Origin of the sequence: Neptunomonas antarctica (assembly GCF_001305295.1) — a bacterium.
Lineage (GTDB): Bacteria > Pseudomonadota > Gammaproteobacteria > Pseudomonadales > Balneatricaceae > Neptunomonas > Neptunomonas antarctica.
Window position 1 is genome coordinate 81,713 of the sequence record NZ_LJSI01000037.1, and the last position, 22,939, is coordinate 104,651.

General features: G+C 46.6%; 23 protein-coding genes. 14 read left to right on the plus strand and 9 right to left on the minus strand.

All coding sequences use genetic code 11. The features are described 5' to 3' along the window. Positions 1-31: 31 nt before the first annotated feature. Both Nant_RS09605 and Nant_RS21820 read right to left on the minus strand, forming a co-directional pair. Entirely contained in the window at positions 32-463 is a 432-nt protein-coding gene (locus Nant_RS09605; RefSeq protein ID WP_054341429.1) for a GNAT family N-acetyltransferase, read from the minus strand. Between the two features lie 196 nt (positions 464-659). Next, positions 660-794 (minus strand): hypothetical protein, encoded by a 135-nt coding sequence (locus tag Nant_RS21820; RefSeq protein WP_274378328.1) that lies wholly within the window; start codon positions 792-794, stop codon positions 660-662. Positions 795-1,504: 710 nt separating this feature from the next. Here Nant_RS21820 and Nant_RS09610 point away from each other — a divergent pair. After that, positions 1,505-1,762, plus strand: a complete 258-nt coding sequence (locus Nant_RS09610) for a hypothetical protein (RefSeq protein ID WP_054341430.1) — start codon at positions 1,505-1,507, stop codon at positions 1,760-1,762. A gap of 37 nt (positions 1,763-1,799) precedes the next feature. Here Nant_RS09610 and Nant_RS09615 read toward each other — a convergent pair whose 3' ends face one another. The 3 genes from Nant_RS09615 to pdxH are packed head-to-tail and all read right to left on the minus strand — an operon-like array spanning position 1,800 to position 3,603. Next, on the minus strand, positions 1,800-2,270 hold the full coding sequence (locus tag Nant_RS09615) for an FKBP-type peptidyl-prolyl cis-trans isomerase (RefSeq protein ID WP_054341431.1): 471 nt from the start codon (positions 2,268-2,270) through the stop codon (positions 1,800-1,802). 11 nt (positions 2,271-2,281) lie between these two features. Then, entirely contained in the window at positions 2,282-2,956 is a 675-nt protein-coding gene (locus Nant_RS09620) for an alpha/beta hydrolase (RefSeq protein WP_238377107.1), read from the minus strand. Beyond that, positions 2,953-3,603: a pyridoxamine 5'-phosphate oxidase gene (gene pdxH, locus Nant_RS09625; RefSeq protein WP_054341432.1), complete on the minus strand. Its 651-nt coding sequence runs from the start codon at positions 3,601-3,603 to the stop codon at positions 2,953-2,955. Before pdxH ends, Nant_RS09620 begins: the two co-directional genes overlap by 4 nt. Positions 3,604-3,743: 140 nt before the next feature. Between pdxH and Nant_RS09630 the strand changes: the two genes are divergently transcribed. From Nant_RS09630 to Nant_RS09645, 4 genes are read left to right on the plus strand one after another with little or no spacing between them, the layout of a single operon-like run. Further along, on the plus strand, positions 3,744-4,382 hold the full coding sequence (locus Nant_RS09630; protein ID WP_054341433.1) for a paraquat-inducible protein A: 639 nt from the start codon (positions 3,744-3,746) through the stop codon (positions 4,380-4,382). Then, on the plus strand, positions 4,382-5,020 hold the full coding sequence (locus Nant_RS09635; protein WP_054341434.1) for a paraquat-inducible protein A: 639 nt from the start codon (positions 4,382-4,384) through the stop codon (positions 5,018-5,020). Before Nant_RS09630 ends, Nant_RS09635 begins: the two co-directional genes overlap by 1 nt. Positions 5,021-5,078: 58 nt before the next feature. Further along, complete coding sequence (locus Nant_RS09640; protein WP_054341435.1) at positions 5,079-7,697, plus strand: PqiB family protein; 2,619 nt, start codon at positions 5,079-5,081, stop codon at positions 7,695-7,697. A 13-nt stretch (positions 7,698-7,710) separates the two neighbouring features. Then, the gene (locus Nant_RS09645; RefSeq protein ID WP_054341436.1) at positions 7,711-8,412 is read left to right on the plus strand and encodes a hypothetical protein; all 702 of its coding nucleotides are present in this window, start codon (positions 7,711-7,713) and stop codon (positions 8,410-8,412) included. Between the two features lie 20 nt (positions 8,413-8,432). On the opposite strand, the gene Nant_RS09650 is transcribed toward Nant_RS09645, so the two are convergent. The 3 genes from Nant_RS09650 to Nant_RS09660 all read right to left on the minus strand — a co-directional run bounded on the left by Nant_RS09650 (position 8,433) and on the right by Nant_RS09660 (position 11,011). Beyond that, on the minus strand, positions 8,433-9,074 hold the full coding sequence (locus Nant_RS09650) for a DUF2959 domain-containing protein (RefSeq protein ID WP_238377108.1): 642 nt from the start codon (positions 9,072-9,074) through the stop codon (positions 8,433-8,435). Between the two features lie 74 nt (positions 9,075-9,148). Continuing rightward, positions 9,149-10,153 carry a hypothetical protein gene (locus Nant_RS09655; RefSeq protein WP_054341438.1) on the minus strand — a complete coding sequence of 335 codons (1,005 nt, stop codon included), beginning with the start codon at positions 10,151-10,153 and terminating at the stop codon, positions 9,149-9,151. An 18-nt stretch (positions 10,154-10,171) separates the two neighbouring features. Then, positions 10,172-11,011 carry an alpha/beta fold hydrolase gene (locus tag Nant_RS09660; protein ID WP_054341439.1) on the minus strand — a complete coding sequence of 280 codons (840 nt, stop codon included), beginning with the start codon at positions 11,009-11,011 and terminating at the stop codon, positions 10,172-10,174. 249 nt (positions 11,012-11,260) lie between these two features. Between Nant_RS09660 and Nant_RS09665 the strand changes: the two genes are divergently transcribed. The 9 genes from Nant_RS09665 to Nant_RS09705 all read left to right on the plus strand — a co-directional run bounded on the left by Nant_RS09665 (position 11,261) and on the right by Nant_RS09705 (position 21,457). Continuing rightward, positions 11,261-12,511: an efflux RND transporter periplasmic adaptor subunit gene (locus Nant_RS09665; protein WP_054341440.1), complete on the plus strand. Its 1,251-nt coding sequence runs from the start codon at positions 11,261-11,263 to the stop codon at positions 12,509-12,511. 3 nt (positions 12,512-12,514) lie between these two features. Then, positions 12,515-15,784 (plus strand): efflux RND transporter permease subunit, encoded by a 3,270-nt coding sequence (locus Nant_RS09670; protein WP_082400167.1) that lies wholly within the window; start codon positions 12,515-12,517, stop codon positions 15,782-15,784. Between the two features lie 292 nt (positions 15,785-16,076). Further along, positions 16,077-16,307: an EF-hand domain-containing protein gene (locus Nant_RS09675; protein ID WP_054341441.1), complete on the plus strand. Its 231-nt coding sequence runs from the start codon at positions 16,077-16,079 to the stop codon at positions 16,305-16,307. Between the two features lie 164 nt (positions 16,308-16,471). After that, on the plus strand, positions 16,472-17,668 hold the full coding sequence (gene dapC, locus Nant_RS09680) for a succinyldiaminopimelate transaminase (RefSeq protein WP_054341442.1): 1,197 nt from the start codon (positions 16,472-16,474) through the stop codon (positions 17,666-17,668). A 12-nt stretch (positions 17,669-17,680) separates the two neighbouring features. Next, entirely contained in the window at positions 17,681-18,055 is a 375-nt protein-coding gene (locus Nant_RS09685; RefSeq protein ID WP_054341443.1) for an ArsC family reductase, read from the plus strand. 12 nt (positions 18,056-18,067) lie between these two features. After that, positions 18,068-19,099 (plus strand): 2,3,4,5-tetrahydropyridine-2,6-dicarboxylate N-succinyltransferase, encoded by a 1,032-nt coding sequence (gene dapD, locus Nant_RS09690; RefSeq protein ID WP_054341444.1) that lies wholly within the window; start codon positions 18,068-18,070, stop codon positions 19,097-19,099. An 82-nt stretch (positions 19,100-19,181) separates the two neighbouring features. Next, a complete protein-coding gene (gene dapE, locus Nant_RS09695; protein ID WP_143773604.1) occupies positions 19,182-20,327 on the plus strand; it encodes a succinyl-diaminopimelate desuccinylase in 1,146 nt (381 codons plus the stop codon). Between the two features lie 12 nt (positions 20,328-20,339). Continuing rightward, a complete protein-coding gene (locus Nant_RS09700) occupies positions 20,340-21,179 on the plus strand; it encodes a putative RNA methyltransferase (RefSeq protein WP_054341445.1) in 840 nt (279 codons plus the stop codon). Further along, entirely contained in the window at positions 21,176-21,457 is a 282-nt protein-coding gene (locus tag Nant_RS09705; protein WP_054341446.1) for a hypothetical protein, read from the plus strand. The genes Nant_RS09700 and Nant_RS09705 overlap by 4 nt, the downstream gene beginning before the upstream one ends. Positions 21,458-21,710: 253 nt before the next feature. Here Nant_RS09705 and Nant_RS09710 read toward each other — a convergent pair whose 3' ends face one another. After that, on the minus strand, positions 21,711-22,838 hold the full coding sequence (locus Nant_RS09710; RefSeq protein ID WP_054341447.1) for a GGDEF domain-containing protein: 1,128 nt from the start codon (positions 22,836-22,838) through the stop codon (positions 21,711-21,713). Positions 22,839-22,939: the final 101 nt, after the last annotated feature.

Here is a 22,939-nt window from a genome sequence, read left to right on the forward strand (position 1 = left end):
TGCTTCAAGATATCTCGTTTCACCACATCATTTAAGACACCAGACTCATCAGTAACACCTGTTCGTCGCAGCGGTTATAACGCGCCAATACTGGCTGCAAAGACGCGGGTACCAGCGACACTTGCACAAAGCCCTGTCGACGGTAAAACGATTCCAGATGCAAATAAGGAAAACAGTAACTATTAGTTAATACTCCCGTTGCATTCAGATATCTGAGCAACTGGCTTCCCCTGCCCTGCCCACGCAATGTTTTGTCAATCCAAACACCCCGCAACAACGTAAACCCTGCCTGCTGGCACAGTCTCGCGGCCCCGACAATCTGGCCATTGATGTCGGTCATAATCCAGCTGCGGTCGGTTGCCTTGACCTTACCTTTATACTGATTCCGCTTATAAAACTGTGCCAACTGCGGTCGCTGCTCAGGTAAAATCGGTTGTATATGATAATCAACATCTGATGACATATTTTCTGACGTTACTCTTTTTGATAATGCTCTTTTGATGATGCTCTTTTTGATGGTGCTGCAATGTCATTATAACCAATTTTTTCGCAAGGGGATCAACGTCAAAGCACAGGTATTTGCCTGGAGATTTCAAATGTATCAGAAACAAAAATACCCGCTATGGCGGGTATTTAAATGAAAGCTAGTAGGCTGGAAATTACTTTTGTGGCTTGTCTTCGTTCATCAGATGACGAACTTTAATAAAGCCCCACACCATCGCTGCGGCCATTGCTGCAACGCCTACTAAACTAGGCAGCAGTGTTTCTAATACATAGGGATCAATACCAAACATAACCAACACCTCTTAGAGAATTCTTAATCGTTGAGATAAGGTTACACGGGTAAACATTAGAAAAAATTGATATGGCTCAATCTTTGATTACACAATACAAAGCCAACAAATAACTAATTGATATATATGAATAATATATAGTTCCGCTATCATATCGACAGGCTATCTATTGATCTGGATCAACGTCTGTTTATTTATTTCTATTCACTACTACCCTCCCCCTCGTTTTGCACCGTTCGTACCAAATACCACAACTTGCTCAGTACATCTCCGGATAAGACATTGTTCTTATTATGGCCTACAGATTTTACCAGGTCTTTTTACTCGATCTTTTTACCAACTCTTTGTAACACCCTTTTATCAAACACGTTTCAAAAAAGTCGTATTGCAACTCAGTCTATTAACATAAATTTCAATATTTAAAAAAAATCAATCAATATCATTATTTAATAAGTCGTTATTACTTTTTGATTCATTATTTTTAATTACTTATAACAAAAAAATGTAAAGAAAACTCCTAAAAAACCTTTATTAAACAATGACTTAAAACAGCACATTTATTACGGCAATTATCTCGACAATTAATAAATTAGTCCTTATAAATCAATAGGTTATGATATTTATATCATCGGTATTTATTTGTGATTAATTGATATTTATTTTATACTTGTCTTAAATAAATAATGAATAACCACAATGAGATTAAGACAATGCAAGAGAAAGAAATAAGACTTCTTTTTAACGCGGGTGTTTTTGAATCTTGTCAGGCAACGCCAATTGCCATGTCACGAGGATGGACACTGAAATTTATCGTCAAAGACAGCAATGTGATCACGCTGGATTTGCAACGCAGCAAAAAAGAACGAGAATTTAAGAGCCTGGATGGTGCCGCAGCAGTAGCTCGGAAAATTGGCTTTGAATGGTTAAGTGTTCATATCGGAGAATTAGAATGGAAGGAAAAAGTGTAAAGGCGCTTGTAAAGACAAACGCCTTTGGAGAGCGGGGCTATACAGCGATGGCTTGACCTGCCTCCATCTCTGCTGGAGTAGCATTGCGTATCGATACGATTTCCACATCGAAGGTGAGGCTTTCACCTGCATACGGATGATTGGCATCAACTGTGACGAGATCGTCATGAATCTCAACCACTGACACGAGTTCGTCTTCACCGGATTCATTTGTCATATGGAACATCAAGCCTTCTGACAGTTCAGGCATATTGGCAAAAAGCTGACGCTCAACATCGTAAACTTTGTCTTCGTCTCTTTCGCCGTAAGCTTCGAGCGGCGTTAATGTGATCCGGAAATGATCATCGGCAGAGCGGCCGTCCATTGCTTTTTCAAGGCCCGGTACAATGTTGTGACACCCGTGCAAGTACGGAATAGGATCGCCACCCTTGGTTCCATCCAGCACTTCACCCTGATCATTAATCAATGCGTAATGGAAATAAACCACCGCACTATCAGTAATTTGCATCAATATTTCCTCTATTTGCTTAGTTGCTGAGTTATCCAGCGGCCAAGTACCGCAAGTGATTCTACCGACACTTCATGCGCCATCTTAAAGGTGTGCCACTCAGGCTGATAACCTTTCTGTTTTAACTGCTCGACTGCGCTTTCCCCTAATGTCAAAGGTACAACATCATCATGCTCTCCATGCAACGACAATATAGGCATTGATAACGCCGCTACACTGTTGTTTCCAATACTGATCTGCTCAATAGGACGTGGCAGATACGTTGACATCGCTGCAATACCACCCAAATTCCCCGGGTAACTTAATCCTGTTTCGTATGCCACCGCTCCGCCCTGAGAAAAGCCCACCAGCAAAATACGTTCCGGAGCAATGCCGGCATCGATCTGCTGAGTCACAATGTCAGAAATCTGGCTTACTGAACTTTGCAGCTGTGCGTCATTAATTTCTCGTCCAATACCCATACTCAAAATATCGTACCAGGAGCGCATCACCATACCGCCGTTAACCGTCACGGCTTGCTCCGGTGCATTAGGAAACAAGAAACGTGCGGCCAATTCTTTGGGTAATTTCAGATAAGGGATGGTGGGTGGAAAATCCGATCCATCGACTCCCAATCCATGCATCCAAATAATGGCTGCATCACAGGCGGGCTTAGTTTCAACCACTATCATGTCATTATCTATCACGGCTGTAGCCTCTCGATTATCCAGTTAGTTGCTGTCAGATTGTAATTAAAACGGTCATGCAAACGACTTTCCCGACCTTGCCAAAATTCAAATTTTTCCGGAATCAAACGGTATCCGCCCCAACGCTCAGGACAAGGAATTTCCTGCCCGGCGTATTCTACCTGCAATGCATTAACACGTTCTTCAAGCGCTTGCCGCGATGCAATTGGCTGACTTTGCTCTGAAGCGGCCGCACTTAACTGACTGCCGACAGGCCGTTTATGAAAATAAAGATCAGCCTGCTCAGCGGATAATTTTTCTACACGTCCCTGAATCCGTATTTGTCTTTCCAGGCCATACCAATAGAATAAAATTTCAGCCTGTGGGTTTTCCTCAAGATCGTGCCCTTTCTGGCTTTGATAATCCGTATACCAGGCAAAACCATTGAGATCAAAATGCTTGAGTAAGACAATCCGCGCCGAGGGCTTGCCCTGTTTGTCCGCCGTTGCCAGCGTCATCGAACTAGCATCATCGGGACGTACCTGACAGGCCACATCAAACCATTCGGTAAATTGTTTAAACGGGTCGGCGTCGATAGTATCGCGCGTGATCCCCTGGGATACATATTCACGCCGTAGATGGGTAAAATCACCCGCATTTTCTGACATTTTCAATCTCCTGTGTAGGCGGCCTACTATAGCGAAAATCAACTCGGCTCACATCTGTCCTGATCGATGTTTGTGCCAATAGCCACGGCAACCTAATATCTGGCATACTGCGCCCTGACAATAGGTACCTATAATAACTTATGAGCAACAAGGAAATAACATCAATACAACCGGACAAATTCTGGGTTTGTCCGGAATGCGACCTGTTATTGAATCGCTGCGCCATACCCGACAAGCATGAGGCGCATTGCTCACGTTGTGGGTCTACGCTAATCTCCAGCAAACATCATTCAATTGAATGGACGCTGGCGTTAGCTATTGCTGGTTTGATTCTATTTTTCCCGGCAAATCTGTTTCCTATTCTGACCCTGAAAACACTCGGGCTTTCCCAATCAGAAACTATCTTCAGCTCTGTTAAAGCGCTCTATGATAGCAACCTGTTGATGGTAGCTGCACTGGTATTAATGGCGGCGATTATCATTCCTCTGATGAAAATTTTACTGATGCTATATCTGAGTACCTGCTTACTCTTACACAAACCAGCCCCCATGCTAGCGTGGGCTATGCGCAGCTACCAACAACTGGATAGCTGGGGAATGCTCGAAATCTATATGCTGGGTATTCTGGTTTCTATTGTTAAGCTCATTGATGTGGCTGATGTCACACCGGGGGTTGGCTTGTATAGTTTGACAGGGCTCATTATTGCAACGCTACTCTCATCCACGCAGTTAGATCCGCATCGTTTTTGGCGACGTATAGAACAACTGGAGAAGCGTTAATGCAACACTCAGCGCTGACACAAGGCATTATCATTTGCCATCGCTGCGCAAAAACGGCAGGCATTCAACAGGATGGAGAGACTTGTCCACGCTGCGGAACCCGTCTGCATCGTCGTAAATTACATTCAGTTGCCTATACCTGGGCGCTTTTACTCGCCTCAATGATAATGCTTATTCCAGCCAACATACTGCCTATCATGACATTTAAAGCACTCGGCAAAGGCGACCCGGCTACTATTATGCAAGGAGTGCTTCAACTCGTTGACCATGGCCTTCTCGGCATTGCACTGGTCGTACTGACGGCTTCTATTATTATTCCTTTGCTAAAAATAATCGGCTTGATTATTTTACTATTAACCGTGCAGTTGGGCTGGACCACTAATATGCGCCAAAAAATGCTGATGTATCATTTTGTGGAGTGGATTGGACGCTGGTCAATGCTTGATATTTTTGTGGTTGCCATTCTCGGCGCGATTGTACAACTGGGAAGCCTGGCGAGCGTTACAGGTAACACCGGCGCGACCGCCTTTGCCGTATCGGTTATTCTGACGATGTTGGCAGCTAACTGTTTTGATACCCGCTTAATCTGGGATAAACACCTGGAAAAAATTGGTTATGCTGACCATGTTGGCAGATAACTGTTTTGATACTTGCTTACTCTGGGATAAACACCTGGATCAAATTTGAGGTCTTTCCATGAGTGATCATGACCCTATTATTACCCGCCGTCATTTACCGTCGGCGATCTGGTTCTTGCCTTTATTAGCGGCCATTATTGCCGGCTGGCTGGTTTACAAAAATTATGACGGCAAAGGCGTATTGGTTGAGGTCGTTTTTGATTCCGCGTCTGGATTAGAGGCTAATAAAACCAAGGTATTTTACCGGGGCTTGCCCACTGGCGTGGTTAAAGAACTTAAGATTGATAAAGATCTGCGGCGCATCAAAGCGCTGATTGAGATGGTTCCACAAACAGCAGACTCCCTGACCAAAAATGCACAATTCTGGCTGGTCAAACCTCAGGTATCACTCTCCGGGGTACGTGGTTTAGAAACCCTGCTATCGGGCAGTTACATTAGCTTTCAACCAGGCGACCTCAGCGGTGAATTTAAACGTTCATTTGAGGCCCTTGATCAACCACCCCCGCCGATCAAAAACTCAGACGGTCTCTACCTCACCTTAACATCAGATAGTGCCCGCTCCGTGTATCAGGGGGCTAAAGTCTATTTTCGTGATATCGAAGTAGGTGAAGTGCTCAGTCATGCGCTCAGTCCAGACGGAAAAAAAGTACTGATTGAGACCTATATAGAGCCCCGCTTCACCTATCTGATTAAATCGAATACGCGCTTTTGGAACGCCAGCGGTATCAGGATTAAAGCAGACTTGTCCAAGGTAGATATCCAGATTGGTTCACTGGCCTCTATTATTGCGGGTGGTATTCATTTTTCAGCACCGGATGAAACCGCAGATCCCGCCAGCAATAGCCAAATACTGCCGCTTTATGACGATTACGAAGCCGCACAAGATGGCATTGAGGTCCTGCTACGTTTTCCCGGTGCCACCGAACTAACGGAGGGAGCCTCTGTACAAAGCCGGGGGATTAAGATTGGACGCGTCAAACAGGTAACCCTGACTGATGATTTTAAGTCTATGGATACCGTTTTACTGATCGACCCACGCGCTCAGGATCTACTCAAAGAGGGATCACGTTTCTGGTTACAAAAGCCTGAACTGTCGCTTGAGCATCTGGACCAACTGAGTGAACTGCTTCGCGGTAGTTATATTGAGCTCGAACCCGGACAAGGCGCCGAAAAGCTATCATTTACAGCGCTTGATATCGCACCGGCTAAACGTCAGTTAAGTATGGGAAAAGCGATCCAATTACGTACCGGACAACTCGGTTCCGTATCAAAGGGTTCACCTATTCTTTATCGCCAACTACCGGTAGGTGAAGTACTCAGCTATGAGCTGGATAAGACAGGAAAAGAGGTGATCATTCACGCTGCTATCGAACAGCGATACAGTTACCTGATCCAGACTAACAGCCGCTTCTGGAACGCCAGCGGCATCAACTTCACGGCTAATTTTGATGGCCTGGCTCTGCGTACAGAATCTGCTGCTGCACTGTTGCGCGGCGGCATTGCTTTTTTTAACCCGGCCGGAAATAGAAAATCCAACAGTACAACAAGTACAAAAAACACCTACCCGCTGTATGCCGATTATCATCAAGCCTCTGAGCAGGGAGCCCTGACAGATCAGCATTTACAAAATGCCTTTAAAATACGTCTTAGGGCCTTAGAAACAGGCTCACTCAAAGCGGGCGATCCTATTTTGTATAAACAGATTCGTGTAGGAAAAATCGTACAGGCAACGCTCAATAAAGATGGTAAAGGTGTCACCCTATACGGCTCAATCGACCCCACCTATAGCCATCTTATCAATGAGAGCAGCCGCTTCTGGAATGCCAGCGGTATTAAAGCTGATTTCTCACTGAGGCACCTTAGCGTGCGTACAGAGTCATTAGAGACGTTGGTATCTGGTGGGATTGCTTTTGATACCGATTACGCGGCAGATCCTGTTAAACCAAACCACCTGTTTACACTCTATTCAGACCGTACCACCAGCATTCAACAACCTTTAGGTGTGCAGGTCACCTTTGCCGCTGGCAAGAATATCCAACCCCATGCAGATGTTCGTTTTAAAGGACAAATTATCGGTAAAGTGGCGACCGTGGATGTAACCAATGAGGGTAAAGCGCTAAGAGTTAATATTGATCTTTTTCGTGACGGACACTTTCTGGCACGTCAGAACAGCCTTTTCTGGATCGTTGAACCGGCCATCCGGCTGAGCGGCATTGATAATCCTGCCGGTATTTTGACGGGTAACTATATTGAAGCACTGCCAGGAGAAGGTCAGGCAACATTCTCTTTCAGCGGTTTACCTAAACCGCCCGCATTTCAGAATAAAAGTGGACTAAACTTAACGATTCACTCCCCCGCTTTAGGTTCATTATATAAAGGCAGTCCCCTATTTTATCGTCAGGTGCCTGTAGGCTCAGTCACTGGTTTTGATTTGAACGACAAGGGTGAACACGTAAATATATTTATCAATATAAAACCGGAATATGCGCTGCTAGTTAGACATAACAGTGAATTTAAAAATGTGAGCGGAGTGAAAATAGACTTTTCACTGTTCGGAGGAATCAATTTTCAGGCTGATAGTTTAGAAACAATGATTGGTGGAGGAATAAGCTTTACCTCGCCAGCCGATAGTAAACCTGCCGAATCAGGTGATGTTTTTATCATAGATGAGATGTAAGGAGTTAAAAAGCATGTATATAGGTCTGCGAATTATTATTGCCTGCCTGCTCATCAGCAGCCTAACCGGTTGCCAGCAAGGTAAAGTCAGACCTTTTGATGTCAAGAATATCGCTAAATCAGATATTGATATGGTAACGGATGCGCATATTCAGGAACTCAACAAACTTGCGCGTCGGTTACTGATCAAACTCTACAAACTTAACCCGGCCGAGCTATCCAAAGCGCCACAGGGAATGACCGTGAAAACACGCCTGGTACAACTTTTCAGTATGCCCAGAACCGTGCGCTTTGCTGAGCTTGGCGACCCTTATGGAACGACAGCTATACCTGTAGCATTTGATCCCGAGTTCAAAGGTGACCGAGTGTTTGCATTGATGGCCGGGATCGCGGGTATGATTCACGGGTCGTATAATTATCAAGATGAATTTTTCATGCTGGATGAGATTGATCAGCAAAAAATCTATCACTGCGCACGCAATTTAGAGTCTATTGCCTGGCAACTCAGCCAAGGCAGGGGCAGTCGAGGCGAGTTGCTATTTGTCAGCAATACTATTGACGAGTCAACGGGTGAAACGAACCTAAGTACTGAACGTCTGTTTGGAAAGATGATTTCTTTGCAGGATATGATGGCGCGTATTATTTCTGATCAAAACAATCGCACCCTTAACAAGGTGCTACACGGCGTCGCATCCACCACCTTATTGCCTATATAGTGCTACCTAAACAGTGCGGCCTATGTAGCATCCATTGAACGAATAAAAGCATCTGATTCTTTAATCGAACGTTGCATCTCACTGACCAGTTTATCGATGTCTCGCTGAAAACGTGCCAGCTCTCCTTTTAATGCACCGACCGCCCGGGCATTCAAATTATGTTTTAAATACAGAACGTTATCTTTGAGAGCACTGAGTACTGGCTGCATTCTTTTTTCAGCACGCGTCATGACCCGCATTAACGCCGCATAACGTTTTTCAGTCTCTTTTAACTGTTTAGCGCTCTGATCACGCAGACCCGTGTTCTGGTATTGAGGCAACTCTTCTTTCCATTCATCGAACAGCGCCTGAGCGACCCGCTCAACACTCTGAATACGATCAGAAACATTTTCTGCCGCATCAACACTGTCGTCGTATTCGGCGCTCATCCGATCATAAAGCGTCTCCAGTTCGCCACCATTAAACTGCACCACGGCCCGATACTGCTCCAACGCATCCTTAAACTGTTGCTGAGCTTCATCCTGCGCATCACGTGCCTCTTCAACCCGGTCTACCAGAATATCCCTTTTATGCACTCCCACCTTCTCCATGGCTGAATAATAGGTGCTCTGGCAACCTGTCAGTAAAACCACAAAGGATATAAATAGTATTTTTTTCAGCACGTGATATTTCCTCATTCAGTCATTAACATAATTACGTGCCTCTATTGAGATAAGGCACTATCTGTATAAGAGCACTAGCGGCATAAAGACAGCGGACGGTTTATCTGAACTTTGCTTATTTTATGGTTTTCATTAAGCATCAGAGTGACATCGGCACGGTTTGGCATTTCCTCTAACATCCTGCGTGTCAGGCGTTCATAATGCTGAATAAAGCGCACTATCTCTTCTTCATTCATAATACGTAGATGATCCGTTGGCATCTGGGTCTCAAAAACATATTTTACTCGCTCTGCGAGCTTTTTTTCCTGTAATGAACGCCAGGAATATACCGCTTCCATATTAGGCACTTTCAGCATCACCAACGAATCAATCATACTGAACAGCTCCTGGTACTTTTCTTCCAGTTGTCTATTCACATAGCAACGCCAATCGCCGTTGGCATCCTCAACCCTTTCCAGTGAATTCACCGGCGTATTTAACTGCTCATTAGTTTGCGGTAAAGCTCCGACGCACCAGCCTTCGAAAACAATAACATCTGCCGGACCTACCCACTCCTGCCAAACAGAGGAAGGACAACGATCATCTATTGATTTATCAAAAACCGGAATTTTAGTCGGATGATCCGGATCTCCCGCCTTTAACGACTTGATAATATCAATGCCCAGTTGCACATCATGCGTGCCAGGCACACCCCGGGTCATCAGCAACGGATGTACAATCTCTGCCAAACGCTCACGTTCATGGCGGGTTTTATAAAGATCATCCAATGAAAAACCGACCACTTTTTGCCCAAAGCCTTCACTGAGTATCACTTCTATCAAATTAAACAGTGTCGACTTGCCCGCCCCCTGAGCACCATTAATACCGACTACCAACGGGCCAACCTGTTGACGTTTGCGGCACAGCAACCAGGCCCCGAGTGGCACATAAAGTGCCTCGAACATTTCCTTGAGGCCAATATCGACTTTTAAGGAGGCTACTGCCGAAGCAAACGCCAGTTCAACCGCGTTAACGGCTTCTTTACGTTCTTTATGAGTCAGACAAAGCTGCTCAGTAGGCCAAGAGGACAACGAGCTCATTGATAATCCTTTACTCGATTAATGACTACGTAGCCATTCAGTGATGGTTTGAATATGTGCGTCTTCCATCAACGAAGGCACATGAGGAACACCAGGAAGACGATAAAGCGTCATCGCCGGCTTTTCCTGTTGCATCTGTTCAACAGTGGCCTGATTCAGAACATCTGATGTTTCACCCCAAATCAGCATTTGCGGGCACTGAATAGCGCGCCAAACAGGCCAGAGATCAACATCCTGATTGGCAGTAGCGCGTGTTATATCACCAATCGCCGGATCATAGTGTTGCGTCCAGCCTTGTGGTTCCTTCTTAAATCCATGCTCTGCTAAATGCTGCCATTGGGCCTCACTCAGATTACCTAATCCAGGATACGTAGCCTTCATAAAAGCTTGCGTCGCTTCCGGGCTTTCAAAATATTTAGGTATTAAATAATCACCTATCCGCTGCAAAGCCGACTCAGCAACGAAGGCTCCGATATCGTTTAATATCAGTTTACGGATCGGGGACTTGGGCATAGCGGCGAGTAACATACCAATAATACCGCCCATCGACGTACCTAGCCAATCCACCTTATCCACATTCAGGCGTGCCAGTAATACCGTCATATCAGCCAAATACTGTGGCATACCATAGCCAGCAGGATTAGCCAACCAGTCACTCTCACCCCTGCCTACCATATCCGGACAAATCACGCGATATTCTCGCGATAACGCTTTAGCTATGTCATCAAAGTCGCGGCTGTTTCTCGCCAAGCCATGCACACAAACCAGTACTCGCTCATTATCCGGGCTACCCCACTCATGATAAACAACCCGGTGAAACCCATTGGCACTTAACCCCATGACTGACTCTGTACGCATTAGTGTTATTCCTTTTCTGTTGAAATATCAGACAGTCTGATGATGAATGCTTCGGTTCTGTCATGGCGCCCACTATCATAACTTATTCAGTCGCACGCAAGAGAATTGTAAAGATGCGTAAACTACCTTGTGTAAACGACACATCACGGTCAAAAGCAGATAAACTAGTTCATCATAAAGCGCTAATATAAAACACATTCTTCATACGGGCTGTCATGGTCAGTCTATGCTTTCAGGTTGAAAATTTATATGTCAAAAGCGGTCACTCGTCATCTTACATGGATTTTTCCGCTACTGGCCCTGCTTGCAGCAGTTAGCATTTTTATGGCGCTTAAAGCCAGCAAACCTCAGGCACCCTCCCGTCCCGTCATCGAAAAAGTCTGGAGCGTACAAGCTAAAGCTGTGAATTTTTCTAACTTTCGCCCTGAAATCATTCTTTATGGACAGATAGAATCTCCTCAAATGGCGCTACTTTCATCGTCTGTCACCGCTTATGTTGAGCAGGTGGTCGCCAGAGAAGGGCAGCATGTCAGTAAAGATCAACTGCTGATTCAACTAGACCCGCGCGATGCCCAACTGATACTTCGTCAGCGCGACTCGGATCTTAAAAATAGCGCAGCGAAGATCAATGCAGCCAGAATTCAGCATGAAGCTAACCAGAATGCATTGAATATCGAGAAGCAACTCTACGCACTGGCCAGTAAGTCAGTCGCCCGCTATAAAGATCTGAGTGCACGAAAAGTAGGCTCAGAAGATCAGCTGGATACGGCTCGCAAGAACTTTCAACAACAGGCACTTTCGCTTAATAACCGAGAGCAAGCGATAAGCACTTTCCCCGCTCAACTAGCACAGCTGGAAGCGGAGCAGGAAAAGGCAACCGCACTTCGCGACAGTGCGTTACTGGAACTGCAAAGAACCACCATCACCGCACCTTTTACTGCACGCATAGCCAGCGTATCGGCCGCGGTGGGCGATCGAATTAAAACAGGTGACACTCTGATCACACTCTACGATCCTTCACTATTACAAGTCCGATCACAAGTGCCCTCTAAAGTGCTGCCCTTAATTCGCCAGGGACTCAACGAAAAGACCGGACTCAATGCCACCGCCTTAATCGATAAAAAGAACGTAGCTCTGCATTTGTCACGTTTAGCCAGCACAGTGACCAATGGTAAAACAGGTGTAGATGCACTATTTGAGTTTGCATCCGATCAATTTACGCCTGAGCCAGGCCGCACACTTTCCCTGACGCTGTCTTTGCCTTTTATCGATAATTTGATCGCGATCCCCCCTCTTGCTCTCTATGGTACCGATCGCGTCTATCGCATTACCGCAGGAAAACTGGAGTCCATTATTGTTAACAAAGTGGGCGATACTCATAATACCGATGGACAACCTCAGGTACTTATCCAATCAAACGAACTTAAACAAGGCGAATTGCTCATTATTACCCAATTACCCAATGCTATTACGGGCCTGCCTGTAAAGGTCACGGAGTAATTGATGCGCTCTCATGATGAAGACCAGCAAAATCAAGTCTCTAAAAACCCCGCACCTGAAAATAAGCTGCTGTCAGATAAACCGGTCGAGAATAGTCCTCGGCAAAATCTGATCACCCTGTTTACCCAGCACCGGGTCGCCGCCAATCTATTGATGATTCTGCTGCTACTGGCCGGTGTATGGGGCATTAAAAAGATCAACACTCAGTTCTTTCCCTCGTTTGAGCTGGATATCGTGATCGTTAATGTTATCTGGAGTGGCGCGGCCGCTGAAGATATAGAAAGGTCGATCGTATTACCCATTGAAGAAGCAATCCGCTCCATTAACGGCATCGACACACTTTATTCAACGAGCAGTCAGGGACGTGCGTCGATCCGGCTTGAGCTGGTTGAAAATACTGATGTGCAATACACCTTAGACGAAGTTAAGCAGAAAATAGACAGTATTCGCAGCTCGTTACCCTCCGATGCGGAAGCCCCGATTGTTCAGCGCATCATTCGTTATGACAACATCGCCTCCATGCTGATTACGTCAGACAATGCGGCCATCAGCGAGCTGCGTATTCTGGCACGTCGCTTTGAAAGGGAATTACTGGATCAGGGTATTCGTAAAATCGACTTTACCGGTATGCCGGATGAAGAGATTGCGATTCAGATACCGGCGGCACAACTGCATTCACTTGGCCTGTCACTGAATGATATCGCCACCAATATAAGCCAGCGTAGCGTCGACCTGCCCGCCGGTACGGCCGCTAAAAGCGATGGCGCCAGACAGATCCGAAGCTTGAGTCAGCAGCGTGATGTGGAAGGCTTCAAACAACTTCCCTTAATTTCAGATAGCGCAGGACGGCTGGTACGCCTCGGCGATATTGCCGATATTGACTGGCGCAGTAAAGATAATCAGGTTGAACTCAGCTATAGAGGAAAGCCTGCCATTTTGCTGGTACTCAAGCGCACCGAGAGTGAAGATACGCTGCAATCCGCCAGCATTATGGAAAAATGGCTCAGCCAGGCCAGGGAGCAACTACCCCAAGGCGTTGAACTAGTCACCTACGACGAACGCTGGATGCAAGTGCAAGCCCGTATCGATCTGCTGCTTAGAAATGGATTAGGCGGCTTGGTACTTATCATCGCTATTTTGTTTCTGTTTCTGAATGCCCGTGTCGCTTTTTGGGTGACGGTCGGCATTCCCGTGTCTTTTATGGCGACACTCGCCGTGCTCTATATGATTGGCGGCTCTATTAACATGATCAGTTTATTCGGTCTGATCATGGCGCTGGGTATCATTGTTGACGATGCCATTGTGGTTGGCGAAGATACACTTACCCATATTCAGATGGGCGAAAGCGGCCTGAAAGCATCCATCGGCGGTGCCCACCGCATGCTCTCCCCTGTTATTGCCTCATCGCTGACCACCATTGCGGCCTTTATACCTTTGTTAATCATTGGCGGCACCATTGGCAATATTCTGGTGGACATTCCGATTGTGGTTATCTGCGTCATCCTTGCCTCGCTGGTTGAATGCTTTTTGATTTTGCCGGGCCATTTACATCACAGCTTACGTAGTCAGGCGGATTTGCATTCATCTAAAGCGCGTCTGGCGATTGAATCCCGTATTAATTATTTTCGGGAAAACATCTTCCGTCGTATTGTCAGAATAGCGATTAAATTCCGTTGGGCGACATTGGCCAGTGCGTTAGGTATTTTTATTATTGCCATAGGTTTGATCATGGGCGGACGTGTGAAATTCACCTTTTTCCCGTCGGTCGACCGAGAGGTGTTCACTGCTAATGTGCAGTTTACGGCGGGCACAGATAATACCTTCGTCAAAAATTTTCTAGCGCATTTAGATGACACTATTCAACAAACCGATCGCGAATTCAGCGCGACTCTAAGCAAAGATAGTTTGAGCGAAGGGAATTTAGTCGAAGGCAGTCTAATCAAAGTGGCGTTTCGCGAATACGGCATCGCCAACTTTCCGCGTACCAGTGCAGCCCCGACCAGTGGCGACGAATTTGGCTCCCTCTATGTTGAAATGACACCTATCGACAGCCGGGTCATTACTAATCGAGAATTTATCAAAGCCTGGAGGACTCATATCATTGTGCCTCCGGGCGTAGAAAAGTTCTCTATCGACCAGTCAGCCAGTGGCCCGGGCGGAAAACCTATCGAGATAAAATTATCGGGCACACAAGTCAGCACACTTAAACAAGCATCAATGGAGGTCCAGAACCTGCTTAAGCAGTATGGAGGCTTGTCCAACATTGATGACGATTTACCCTTCGGGAAATCGCAACTGATCTATGAGTTAACGCCCGCCGGTACAGCCTCAGGTCTGAAATTACAGCAGGTAGGCCGGCAATTACGTGCGGCTTTCGATGGGCTTGAAGTTCAGAACTTCTATAAGGGTCAGGATGAAGTAGCGGTGCGCGTTATGCTTCCCGACGCAGAGCGAAACCGACTCAGCGCACTTGAATATCTGCCTATCATACTGCCCGATGGTTCAACGGCGCCGTTATCAAACATTGTGACGTTTGCACCGCAACGAGGCCTGGACTCGTTGCAACGAATTAATGGTCAGTTGGCCATTAATGTCACGGCCGACCTTGATGAATCGTCAGCCAACGCCAACGATATTATTGCCGATCTTGAATCAGGTAAACTGGACAACATCATCAGTCAATATGGCATCGAAGCGAGCTTCGAGGGGAAAAACAAAAACCAACGTGAAACACTGGCCGATATGAAATTCGGTCTTATTCTGGCGTTGAGCCTGATTTATATTATTCTCGCCTGGGTTTTTGCCTCTTATAGCTGGCCAATTACCGTCATGCTCGCCATTCCTCTCGGATTAACCGGCGCCATTCTTGGGCATTTTATCACTGGCCTCGATCTGACTATACTGTCACTGTTCGGATTTTTCGGGCTCTCCGGCATTGTTATTAACGACTCGATTGTGCTGATCAGCTTCTACAAAAAGCTCAGAGCAGCGGGCATGGCCGTTGAGGCCGCCATTGAGGAAGCCGCCTGTCAACGCCTGCGCGCCGTACTGCTAACGTCACTGACTACCATTGCAGGCTTAACACCGATTCTGTTTGAAACATCGCTACAGGCACAATTTCTGATTCCGATGGCAACCTCTATTGTGTTTGGACTGGCCTACGGCACCTTACTTATTTTGCTGTTTATTCCAGCTATTCTTACGGTATTGGAACACACCAAAGCCCGCTTAGGCCTGAGAGTACATCACGGCGAATTATCCACAGTAGCCTGACGCTCACCTCGTTTTGCTCATTCATTAAAATTCATCCAGCGACTGAGCCCCTATGCTCAGTCGCCATTTTACAACTCTATAACTAATTGATTTTTATAATAAAAAATATATTAAAAGCGTAATCGTCGCTACTAAGTAACAGATTATCTCTATTCCTCACTAATCTATAACAATCGTTAATAAAAAGCCCAAAAATAATTTCATAACCCTTTGTTTACTATAACTAAAATAATAATGGCACAGTTTAAGCTATGTACCGTGTATCCAATCACAGTATAGAGAGATATAACCCATGAAAAAATTAATAATTATTGCCGCATGTACACTCATCTCAGCCACAGCTAGTGCACAACCAATCGGTGGCACGGATCTTTTCGCACTGCTTGACGTCGACGCTAATCACATGATCAGCGAAGAAGAAGCGTCAATACATGAGCCGGTATTAGCACAGTTTCAAGCACTGGATGTGAATAAAGACGGACAGCTCAGTACGGATGAGTTCGACATGCTAGCAAAAGGCTGATCCTCCCTTTTCACTAATCCTGCGCTTAGCGCTCCGGCTTGTTCCCTTATTAACGCCGGAGCGTTTTTTTATTTACAGAGGAAACACTTAATAGACTCCGCCGCATCCGGTATAATTTCCAGCTTATTTTTGATAATCGCCTCACGGCAGAGCAGGAAGTGTTTATGAACCGGGATTTAGCGCGTCTTCAACCCTATCCTTTTGAAAAGCTGGCAGAGCTCAAAGCGCAGGTAACACCTCCTGCAAACATGCCACATATCGCCTTTTCAATTGGTGAGCCTAAACACACATCCCCGGCTTTTGTCGTGAAAACGCTAACAGATAACCTCAATGCGCTTTCTAATTACCCCACGACTAAAGGCATTCCGGAAATCCGTGAAGCAATTGCCCACTGGTGTACCGCGCGTTTTCATTTAGCAGCCAACACCCTGACAGCCGATAGCCACGTCTTACCTGTGAACGGTACCCGCGAAGCTATTTTCGCTTTTACTCAAGCCGCTGTTGAGCGTAAAGAAGGTGCGCTGGTTATCTCTCCTAATCCTTTTTATCAGATATATGAAGGGGCCGCTTACCTCTCAGGTGCAGAGCCTTATTATCTTAGCTGCTTGAGCGAACACGGTTTTATTCCCGACTACGACGCCGTTCCTGCGAAAGTGTGGGAACACTGCCAGATTTTGTTTCTGTGTTCTCCAAGCAACCCGACCGGTGCCGTCACTGATTTCGATACTCTGAAAAAACTGATCGCACTGGCCGACAAATATGATTTCATCATTGCCTCGGATGAGTGTTATTCAGAAATATATCTCGACGAAGCTCATCCACCGGTGGGCTTATTAGAAGCCTGTGCGCGCCTGGGCCGTCATGATTACGATAAATGCGTGGTGATGCACAGTTTATCCAAACGCTCTAATCTGCCGGGTTTACGTTCGGGCTTTATTGCGGGCGATGCCAAATTAATCGGACCTTTCCTTGAGTACCGCACCTACCACGGCTGTTCGATGCCGGTACAACATCAGATTGCTTCTGTTGCCGCCTGGCAGGATGAAGCACACGTTAAAGACAACCGTGACCAGTATCGCGAAAAATTTGCCCGCGTGATTGAAATTCTCGCGCCGGTAATGGATGTACAGCAGCCAGAAGCCAGTTTTTATCTCTGGGCAAAAACACCTATCGCTGATGACTTATTCGCACAAAAGCTATTCGCAGAACAAAACATGACCGTTTTACCTGGCAGTTATCTGTCCCGCGAAGTGGATGGTTGTGTTCCCGGTGCTGGCTATGTGCGTATGGCCTTAGTAGCAACACTGGAAGAATGTATTGAAGGTGCTCAGCGAATCCGACGCTTTGTGGAAGGGTTATAGGAGCAAATTAATATGAGCATTACGCTTTTCGGCATTAAGAACTGCGACACTATTAAAAAAGCACGTAAGTGGCTCGAAGCACATCAGGTTGAATACCGTTTCCATGATTTTCGTGTAGATGGCTTATCAGAGGCATTGCTTGATCAATGGATTAGCGCGCTCGGCTGGGAAGTCTTGTTGAACAAACGCAGTACTTCATGGCGCCAACTGCCTGAATCTGTCAAAGAGAATATCGATGCAGCCTCCGCCCGCGCGGTGATGCTGGAAAATCCGGCCATTATTAAACGGCCGGTATTGGAACTCTGCTGCGCAGAATCAGAAACACTACGACGTGTCGGTTTTATAGAAACCGAATACAACAAACTTTTTTCAAATTTGACGTCTTAGACGGGGAACAACATGAGCTATTTTGCATTTGGTCTGGGTATCGGCACCCAATCCTCCAACGGTGACTGGTTGGAAATCTACTACAACACACCGGTTCTGAATCCGTCAGAAGCGTTAATTAAAGCGGTGACTGAAATACTGGATTACGAAGGCGGTGATGCAGCTATCGAAATCTGCGAAGCGCAGTTAAAAGATCTGGAAGTCGCGTTTCTTAACGTTGGCGCTGAAGACCAGGCTGAGATTGTTGAAGTACTCAAAGGCACACAGCAATCCATGGTTATCACCATTCTGGAAACGGATAGCTCTCCGGCAACCACACCCGAAGTGTATTTAAAGTTAGCACTGCTGTCGCATCGCCTGGTTAAACCACACGGTATTGACCTGTCTGGTATGTTTGGCCTGCTGCCAAACGTGGCCTGGACCAGCGAAGGCGCTATTGCTCTGGCCGAACTACCGCGCCGCCAACTGGCTGCACGTGCTCAGGGACGTTTGCTGGATGTTCATTCTGTCGACAAATTCCCTAAAATGACTAACTACGTGGTACCTGCAGGCATACGTATTGCGGCGACTTCACGTGTTCGTCTGGGCGCTTATGTTGGCGAAGGCACTACCGTAATGCATGAAGGCTTTATCAACTTCAATGCCGGCACACTGGGTGTCAGCATGGTTGAAGGCCGCATCTCAGCAGGTGTGGTTGTTGGTAACGGTTCGGATCTTGGCGGTGGTTGCTCTACCATGGGCACCTTGTCTGGCGGTAACAACGTACGCATCTCTGTCGGTGAAAATTGTCTGTTAGGCGCGAATGCCGGTTTGGGTTTACCTCTGGGCGACCGTTGCACGATTGAAGCAGGCCTGTATGTGACGGGCGGCTCTAAAGTGACGCTGCTGGATGACCAGAACAACGAAGTGAAGACCATCAAGGCAGGCGAACTCGCCGGCCAATCTGACCTATTGTTCCGTCGCAACTCGCAGAACGGCCGTATTGAAGTGAAAACTAACAAATCAGCTATCGAGCTGAATGCAGAACTTCACAAGCATAACTAATATGCATTAACAGACGCGCTATGCCTGTCGCCTGACAAGCATAGCGCGTTTGCTTTTCTATCCTGAATTTTGGAGCCCAGATATGTCCATCCTGTCACCGACAGTAGAACTCACTAAAGCGTTAATTTCGCGCCCCTCAGTCACACCAGAAGATGCTGGCTGCCAGGAGCTGCTGATTGAAAAGCTCGAAGCACTTGGGTTTACTATCGAGCGCCTTCAATTTGAAGATGTGAGTAATTTCTGGGCTCGTCGCGGTACGCAAAGCCCGCTGTTTTGTTTTGCCGGACATACCGACGTAGTACCGACGGGCCCGGAAAAAAACTGGACGCACCCTCCGTTTGAACCGACTATTCTTGAAGGCTATCTCTATGGCCGCGGCACCGCCGATATGAAAGGCAGCATTGCCGCCTTTATTACCGCACTGGAGCGCTTCATTGAACACCATCCGGATCACAACGGCTCCATAGCATTATTGATCACCAGTGACGAAGAAGGCCCTTTTATCAACGGCACCACACGTGTCATTGATCATTTAGAAGCGCGTAATGAAAAAATCGACTGGTGCATCGTGGGTGAACCTTCAAGTACCGATAAAACCGGCGATGTGATAAAAAATGGTCGTCGCGGCTCGCTCAGCGCAAAGCTTAAAGTGACCGGTATACAAGGCCATGTGGCTTATCCTCATCTGGTGCGTAACCCCATTCATGAAGCCGTTCCCGCATTAACGGAACTAGCCGCCACCGTCTGGGATACTGGCAATGATTTTTTCCCACCGACCAGCTTTCAGATCTCTAACATTAATGCCGGCACCGGTGCCAACAATGTGGTTCCCGGAGAGCTTGAAGTTGATTTTAACTTTCGCTTTTCTACCGAAGTGACGGCTGAAGAACTCAAAGAGAGCGTTCGAAATACCCTGGATCGACATAAGCTGGAATGGGATATCGACTGGGTGCTATCCGGTAATCCTTTCCTCACCGCAGAAGGTGACCTGGTTGAAGCCGCGCAGCAAGCGATCAAAGCGGTAACTGGCATGGACACCGTATTATCGACAGCAGGTGGTACCTCTGATGGACGCTTTATTGCGCCTACCGGCGCTCAGGTACTTGAACTAGGGCCGGTTAACGCCACAATTCATCAAGTTGATGAGCGTGTAAAAGTCAAAGACCTGGATATTCTCAGTGATCTTTACGAAAACATTCTGGCACGTTTACTGACCTCACTTAAATAAATGACCTGAATAATGAATGTGAATAACGGCCACCTGATCTGCCCCGTCTGCTCTCTTGCGTTAACGCACGCAGGACGCACCTTGTCCTGTGAACAGCATCATAGTTATGACCAGGCGAAACAGGGCTACTGGAACCTGTTGCTGGTACAGCGCAAACGTTCCAAAGACCCGGGCGACAACCCGGTAATGGTAGCGGCCCGGACGCATTTTCTCGATCAGGACTATTATCAGCCACTGGCTGATAATGTCTGTGCGGGCATTACACAAGAACTGCATACGAAAACTGATTCACGTCTGCTCGATATGGGATGTGGTGAAGGCTACTACACCGCTCAGGTAGAAAAGGCACTAAGCGGAATGAATGTGGAGATGATCGGCCTCGACATCTCCAAACATGCCATTAAAGCAGCCTGTCGCCGCAGTAAATCGATACATTGGATGGTCGCCTCAGGTGCGCAAATGCCGGTGCCCGAACAAAGCCAGGATCTGCTGCTGGTGATGTTCAGCCGCCTGATGCCCGCCGCCTTTGCCAAAGTGCTAAAGCCTGAAGGGCTTTTGATACTGGCATGGCCAGCCAAAGATCATCTGCTGGAATTGCGTCAGAGCATTTATAAAGAGATCAAAATTTCCGAATACAACCCGACGGCAGAACTGGCCACGCTGTTTAGCTGCGAAAAAGTAGACACGCAGCGTTTCGAGTTCACACTGCAATCCTCCCAGGACATACAAGCATTGCTGGATATGACACCCCATAGCCAACGCATAGCGGCAGATACCAAAGAGACACTATTAGCCTCTGCACCCTTATCGCTGACCTTTCATGTGAACCTGGGATTCTTCCGGCGCTTATGAATTGGCTGGCATTAAAACGTCGCTTAGTAAAACAAGCCGATAATGTTCAACAAAATCTGATCTTATTAATCAGCGGATTAGGATTCTGCCTGCTGGGCTTGTTGTTAGTCACTATGGCTGAATATCTGTTCGGCCAATCGCTGCAGCAGGAACTCGTCGCATTGGCCGGTATCGCTCTGATAGCGATAGGCGGCCTACTCGCCATCGCAGGCTATCTAAGCCTTAGCCTGCTACGGATTTTTCGAGTCTTGGTGACGGATGAAAAGAAGAAGAAATAATATCCGGAAAAATTTTGTTCCGGGTTCATCCCAAAGCTGCCACTACCTCGTTATAAGATACGTTTTTGATCAGGAGCGAGTGGATATTTTCGTGGGATTTTGTGCTGTCTGGCCTTCCTTTATAGCGGCATTTCGGCTGCTTTTTTTCTCTTCCTTGCCGTTACCGGTCTTCATAGTCCTTTCGGGCGATGGCCGCTAACATATCGAGCCTCAACCGTTCTCAATATAAAAACGTGCGCTCTTGTGATGATACTCAAGAAGCGTTAATAGACGTGCCGACCTGAACTCTATTACGGCCTTTGTCTTTTGCCTGATAAAGCGCGTCGTCGGCACTTTTCAAAAGCATTTCTCTGTTTTGGCCTGGCTTGGCATAACCTGTCGCGATTCCGATCGAGCAGGTTAGTGAGACTTTTTGACTGCCGACACTCATATCTATTTCATGGATAGCCGATAACAGCCTGGTTGCAATAGCCTCGCTGTCCTGTTGATTCGTATAAGGCAGCAATACCACAAATTCCTCGCCGCCGTAGCGTGCGACACTATCGGTTTCGCGATGTACTGTTGCTTGCAATGTTTCGGCGACCCGCTTTAAACATTCATCACCAAATACATGCCCATAAGAATCGTTGACCACTTTAAAATAGTCCAGATCCAGCATAAGTATGCTCAGTGGCGATTTCGATCTCGAGCTTCGCTTCCACTCTTCACAAAACCTTCGATCAAAAAACATCCGATTATTCAACTGGGTAAGCTGATCAGTATGGCTTAATCGCTCCATTTTTTCCGCTCGTTCCTCAGCCAGAAACCTGTTTTTAAGTCCACCCCAATAATCGGCATGAGTAACTTTGGTCGTAACATGTATGTATGCCAGAGTAATGAGGGCAGTCGCAGCGAACACCCATTGATCGCTTCCTCCGTAGATAATAAAGATGCATACACCAGGTACGACCATTGCAAGTGGGTAAAAAGCACGAATAACATTCGATATGCTGAGCACTACAGAGGCGCCAATTGCAAATGCCATAGTCGCCATAGTCCAGACGTAAGGCATGCTGGAGTCATCCCAATGGTAAACAATAATGGCAAACATGACGCCCCAGTGAATGCCGGCCAGCAAGATACTGCCAACAAGCCAGCGATACATTTTCGAAGCACTGGCTTCAGGGTCGCGATTAAACACACTAAGGTGCCAGATTCTTGACAATAAAATGCACGCCAAGATGGCTGTGTTGATGTAAAAGAATGCCGGAAACTGAGTATGAGGCAGATAAGGCAGAGTAATTAGTAGCCAGATAACCGGATATGCTGCGATACCGGCCTTTCCCCTGATAGTAAGGTCAATCAAGCCCTGCTTTTGTAATTGTTTGGAGTATTCGTTCATACCACTAATATAGTCTACTTCTCGAATTTAGGGGTACTTACGAAGTAGAATTCTGGGTTTCATTGCGAAACCCGGATAAAGAACAATGCTGTTTAGTGACT

Coding starts and splice junctions, on each gene's coding strand:
- dapE (WP_143773604.1), top strand. CDS start 19,182: ATGTCCATCCTGTCACCGACAGTAGAACTCACTAAAGCGTTAATTTCG.
- Nant_RS09630 (WP_054341433.1), top strand. CDS start 3,744: ATGAGCAACAAGGAAATAACATCAATACAACCGGACAAATTCTGGGTT.
- Nant_RS09710 (WP_054341447.1), bottom strand. CDS start 22,838: ATGAACGAATACTCCAAACAATTACAAAAGCAGGGCTTGATTGACCTT.
- Nant_RS09635 (WP_054341434.1), top strand. CDS start 4,382: ATGCAACACTCAGCGCTGACACAAGGCATTATCATTTGCCATCGCTGC.
- Nant_RS09605 (WP_054341429.1), bottom strand. CDS start 463: ATGTCATCAGATGTTGATTATCATATACAACCGATTTTACCTGAGCAG.
- Nant_RS09640 (WP_054341435.1), top strand. CDS start 5,079: ATGAGTGATCATGACCCTATTATTACCCGCCGTCATTTACCGTCGGCG.
- Nant_RS09675 (WP_054341441.1), top strand. CDS start 16,077: ATGAAAAAATTAATAATTATTGCCGCATGTACACTCATCTCAGCCACA.
- Nant_RS09660 (WP_054341439.1), bottom strand. CDS start 11,011: ATGCGTACAGAGTCAGTCATGGGGTTAAGTGCCAATGGGTTTCACCGG.
- dapD (WP_054341444.1), top strand. CDS start 18,068: ATGAGCTATTTTGCATTTGGTCTGGGTATCGGCACCCAATCCTCCAAC.
- Nant_RS21820 (WP_274378328.1), bottom strand. CDS start 794: ATGTTTGGTATTGATCCCTATGTATTAGAAACACTGCTGCCTAGTTTA.
- Nant_RS09615 (WP_054341431.1), bottom strand. CDS start 2,270: ATGCAAATTACTGATAGTGCGGTGGTTTATTTCCATTACGCATTGATT.
- Nant_RS09705 (WP_054341446.1), top strand. CDS start 21,176: ATGAATTGGCTGGCATTAAAACGTCGCTTAGTAAAACAAGCCGATAAT.
- Nant_RS09655 (WP_054341438.1), bottom strand. CDS start 10,153: ATGAGCTCGTTGTCCTCTTGGCCTACTGAGCAGCTTTGTCTGACTCAT.
- Nant_RS09645 (WP_054341436.1), top strand. CDS start 7,711: ATGTATATAGGTCTGCGAATTATTATTGCCTGCCTGCTCATCAGCAGC.
- Nant_RS09670 (WP_082400167.1), top strand. CDS start 12,515: ATGCGCTCTCATGATGAAGACCAGCAAAATCAAGTCTCTAAAAACCCC.
- Nant_RS09665 (WP_054341440.1), top strand. CDS start 11,261: ATGTCAAAAGCGGTCACTCGTCATCTTACATGGATTTTTCCGCTACTG.
- pdxH (WP_054341432.1), bottom strand. CDS start 3,603: ATGTCAGAAAATGCGGGTGATTTTACCCATCTACGGCGTGAATATGTA.
- Nant_RS09610 (WP_054341430.1), top strand. CDS start 1,505: ATGCAAGAGAAAGAAATAAGACTTCTTTTTAACGCGGGTGTTTTTGAA.
- Nant_RS09700 (WP_054341445.1), top strand. CDS start 20,340: ATGAATGTGAATAACGGCCACCTGATCTGCCCCGTCTGCTCTCTTGCG.
- Nant_RS09685 (WP_054341443.1), top strand. CDS start 17,681: ATGAGCATTACGCTTTTCGGCATTAAGAACTGCGACACTATTAAAAAA.
- dapC (WP_054341442.1), top strand. CDS start 16,472: ATGAACCGGGATTTAGCGCGTCTTCAACCCTATCCTTTTGAAAAGCTG.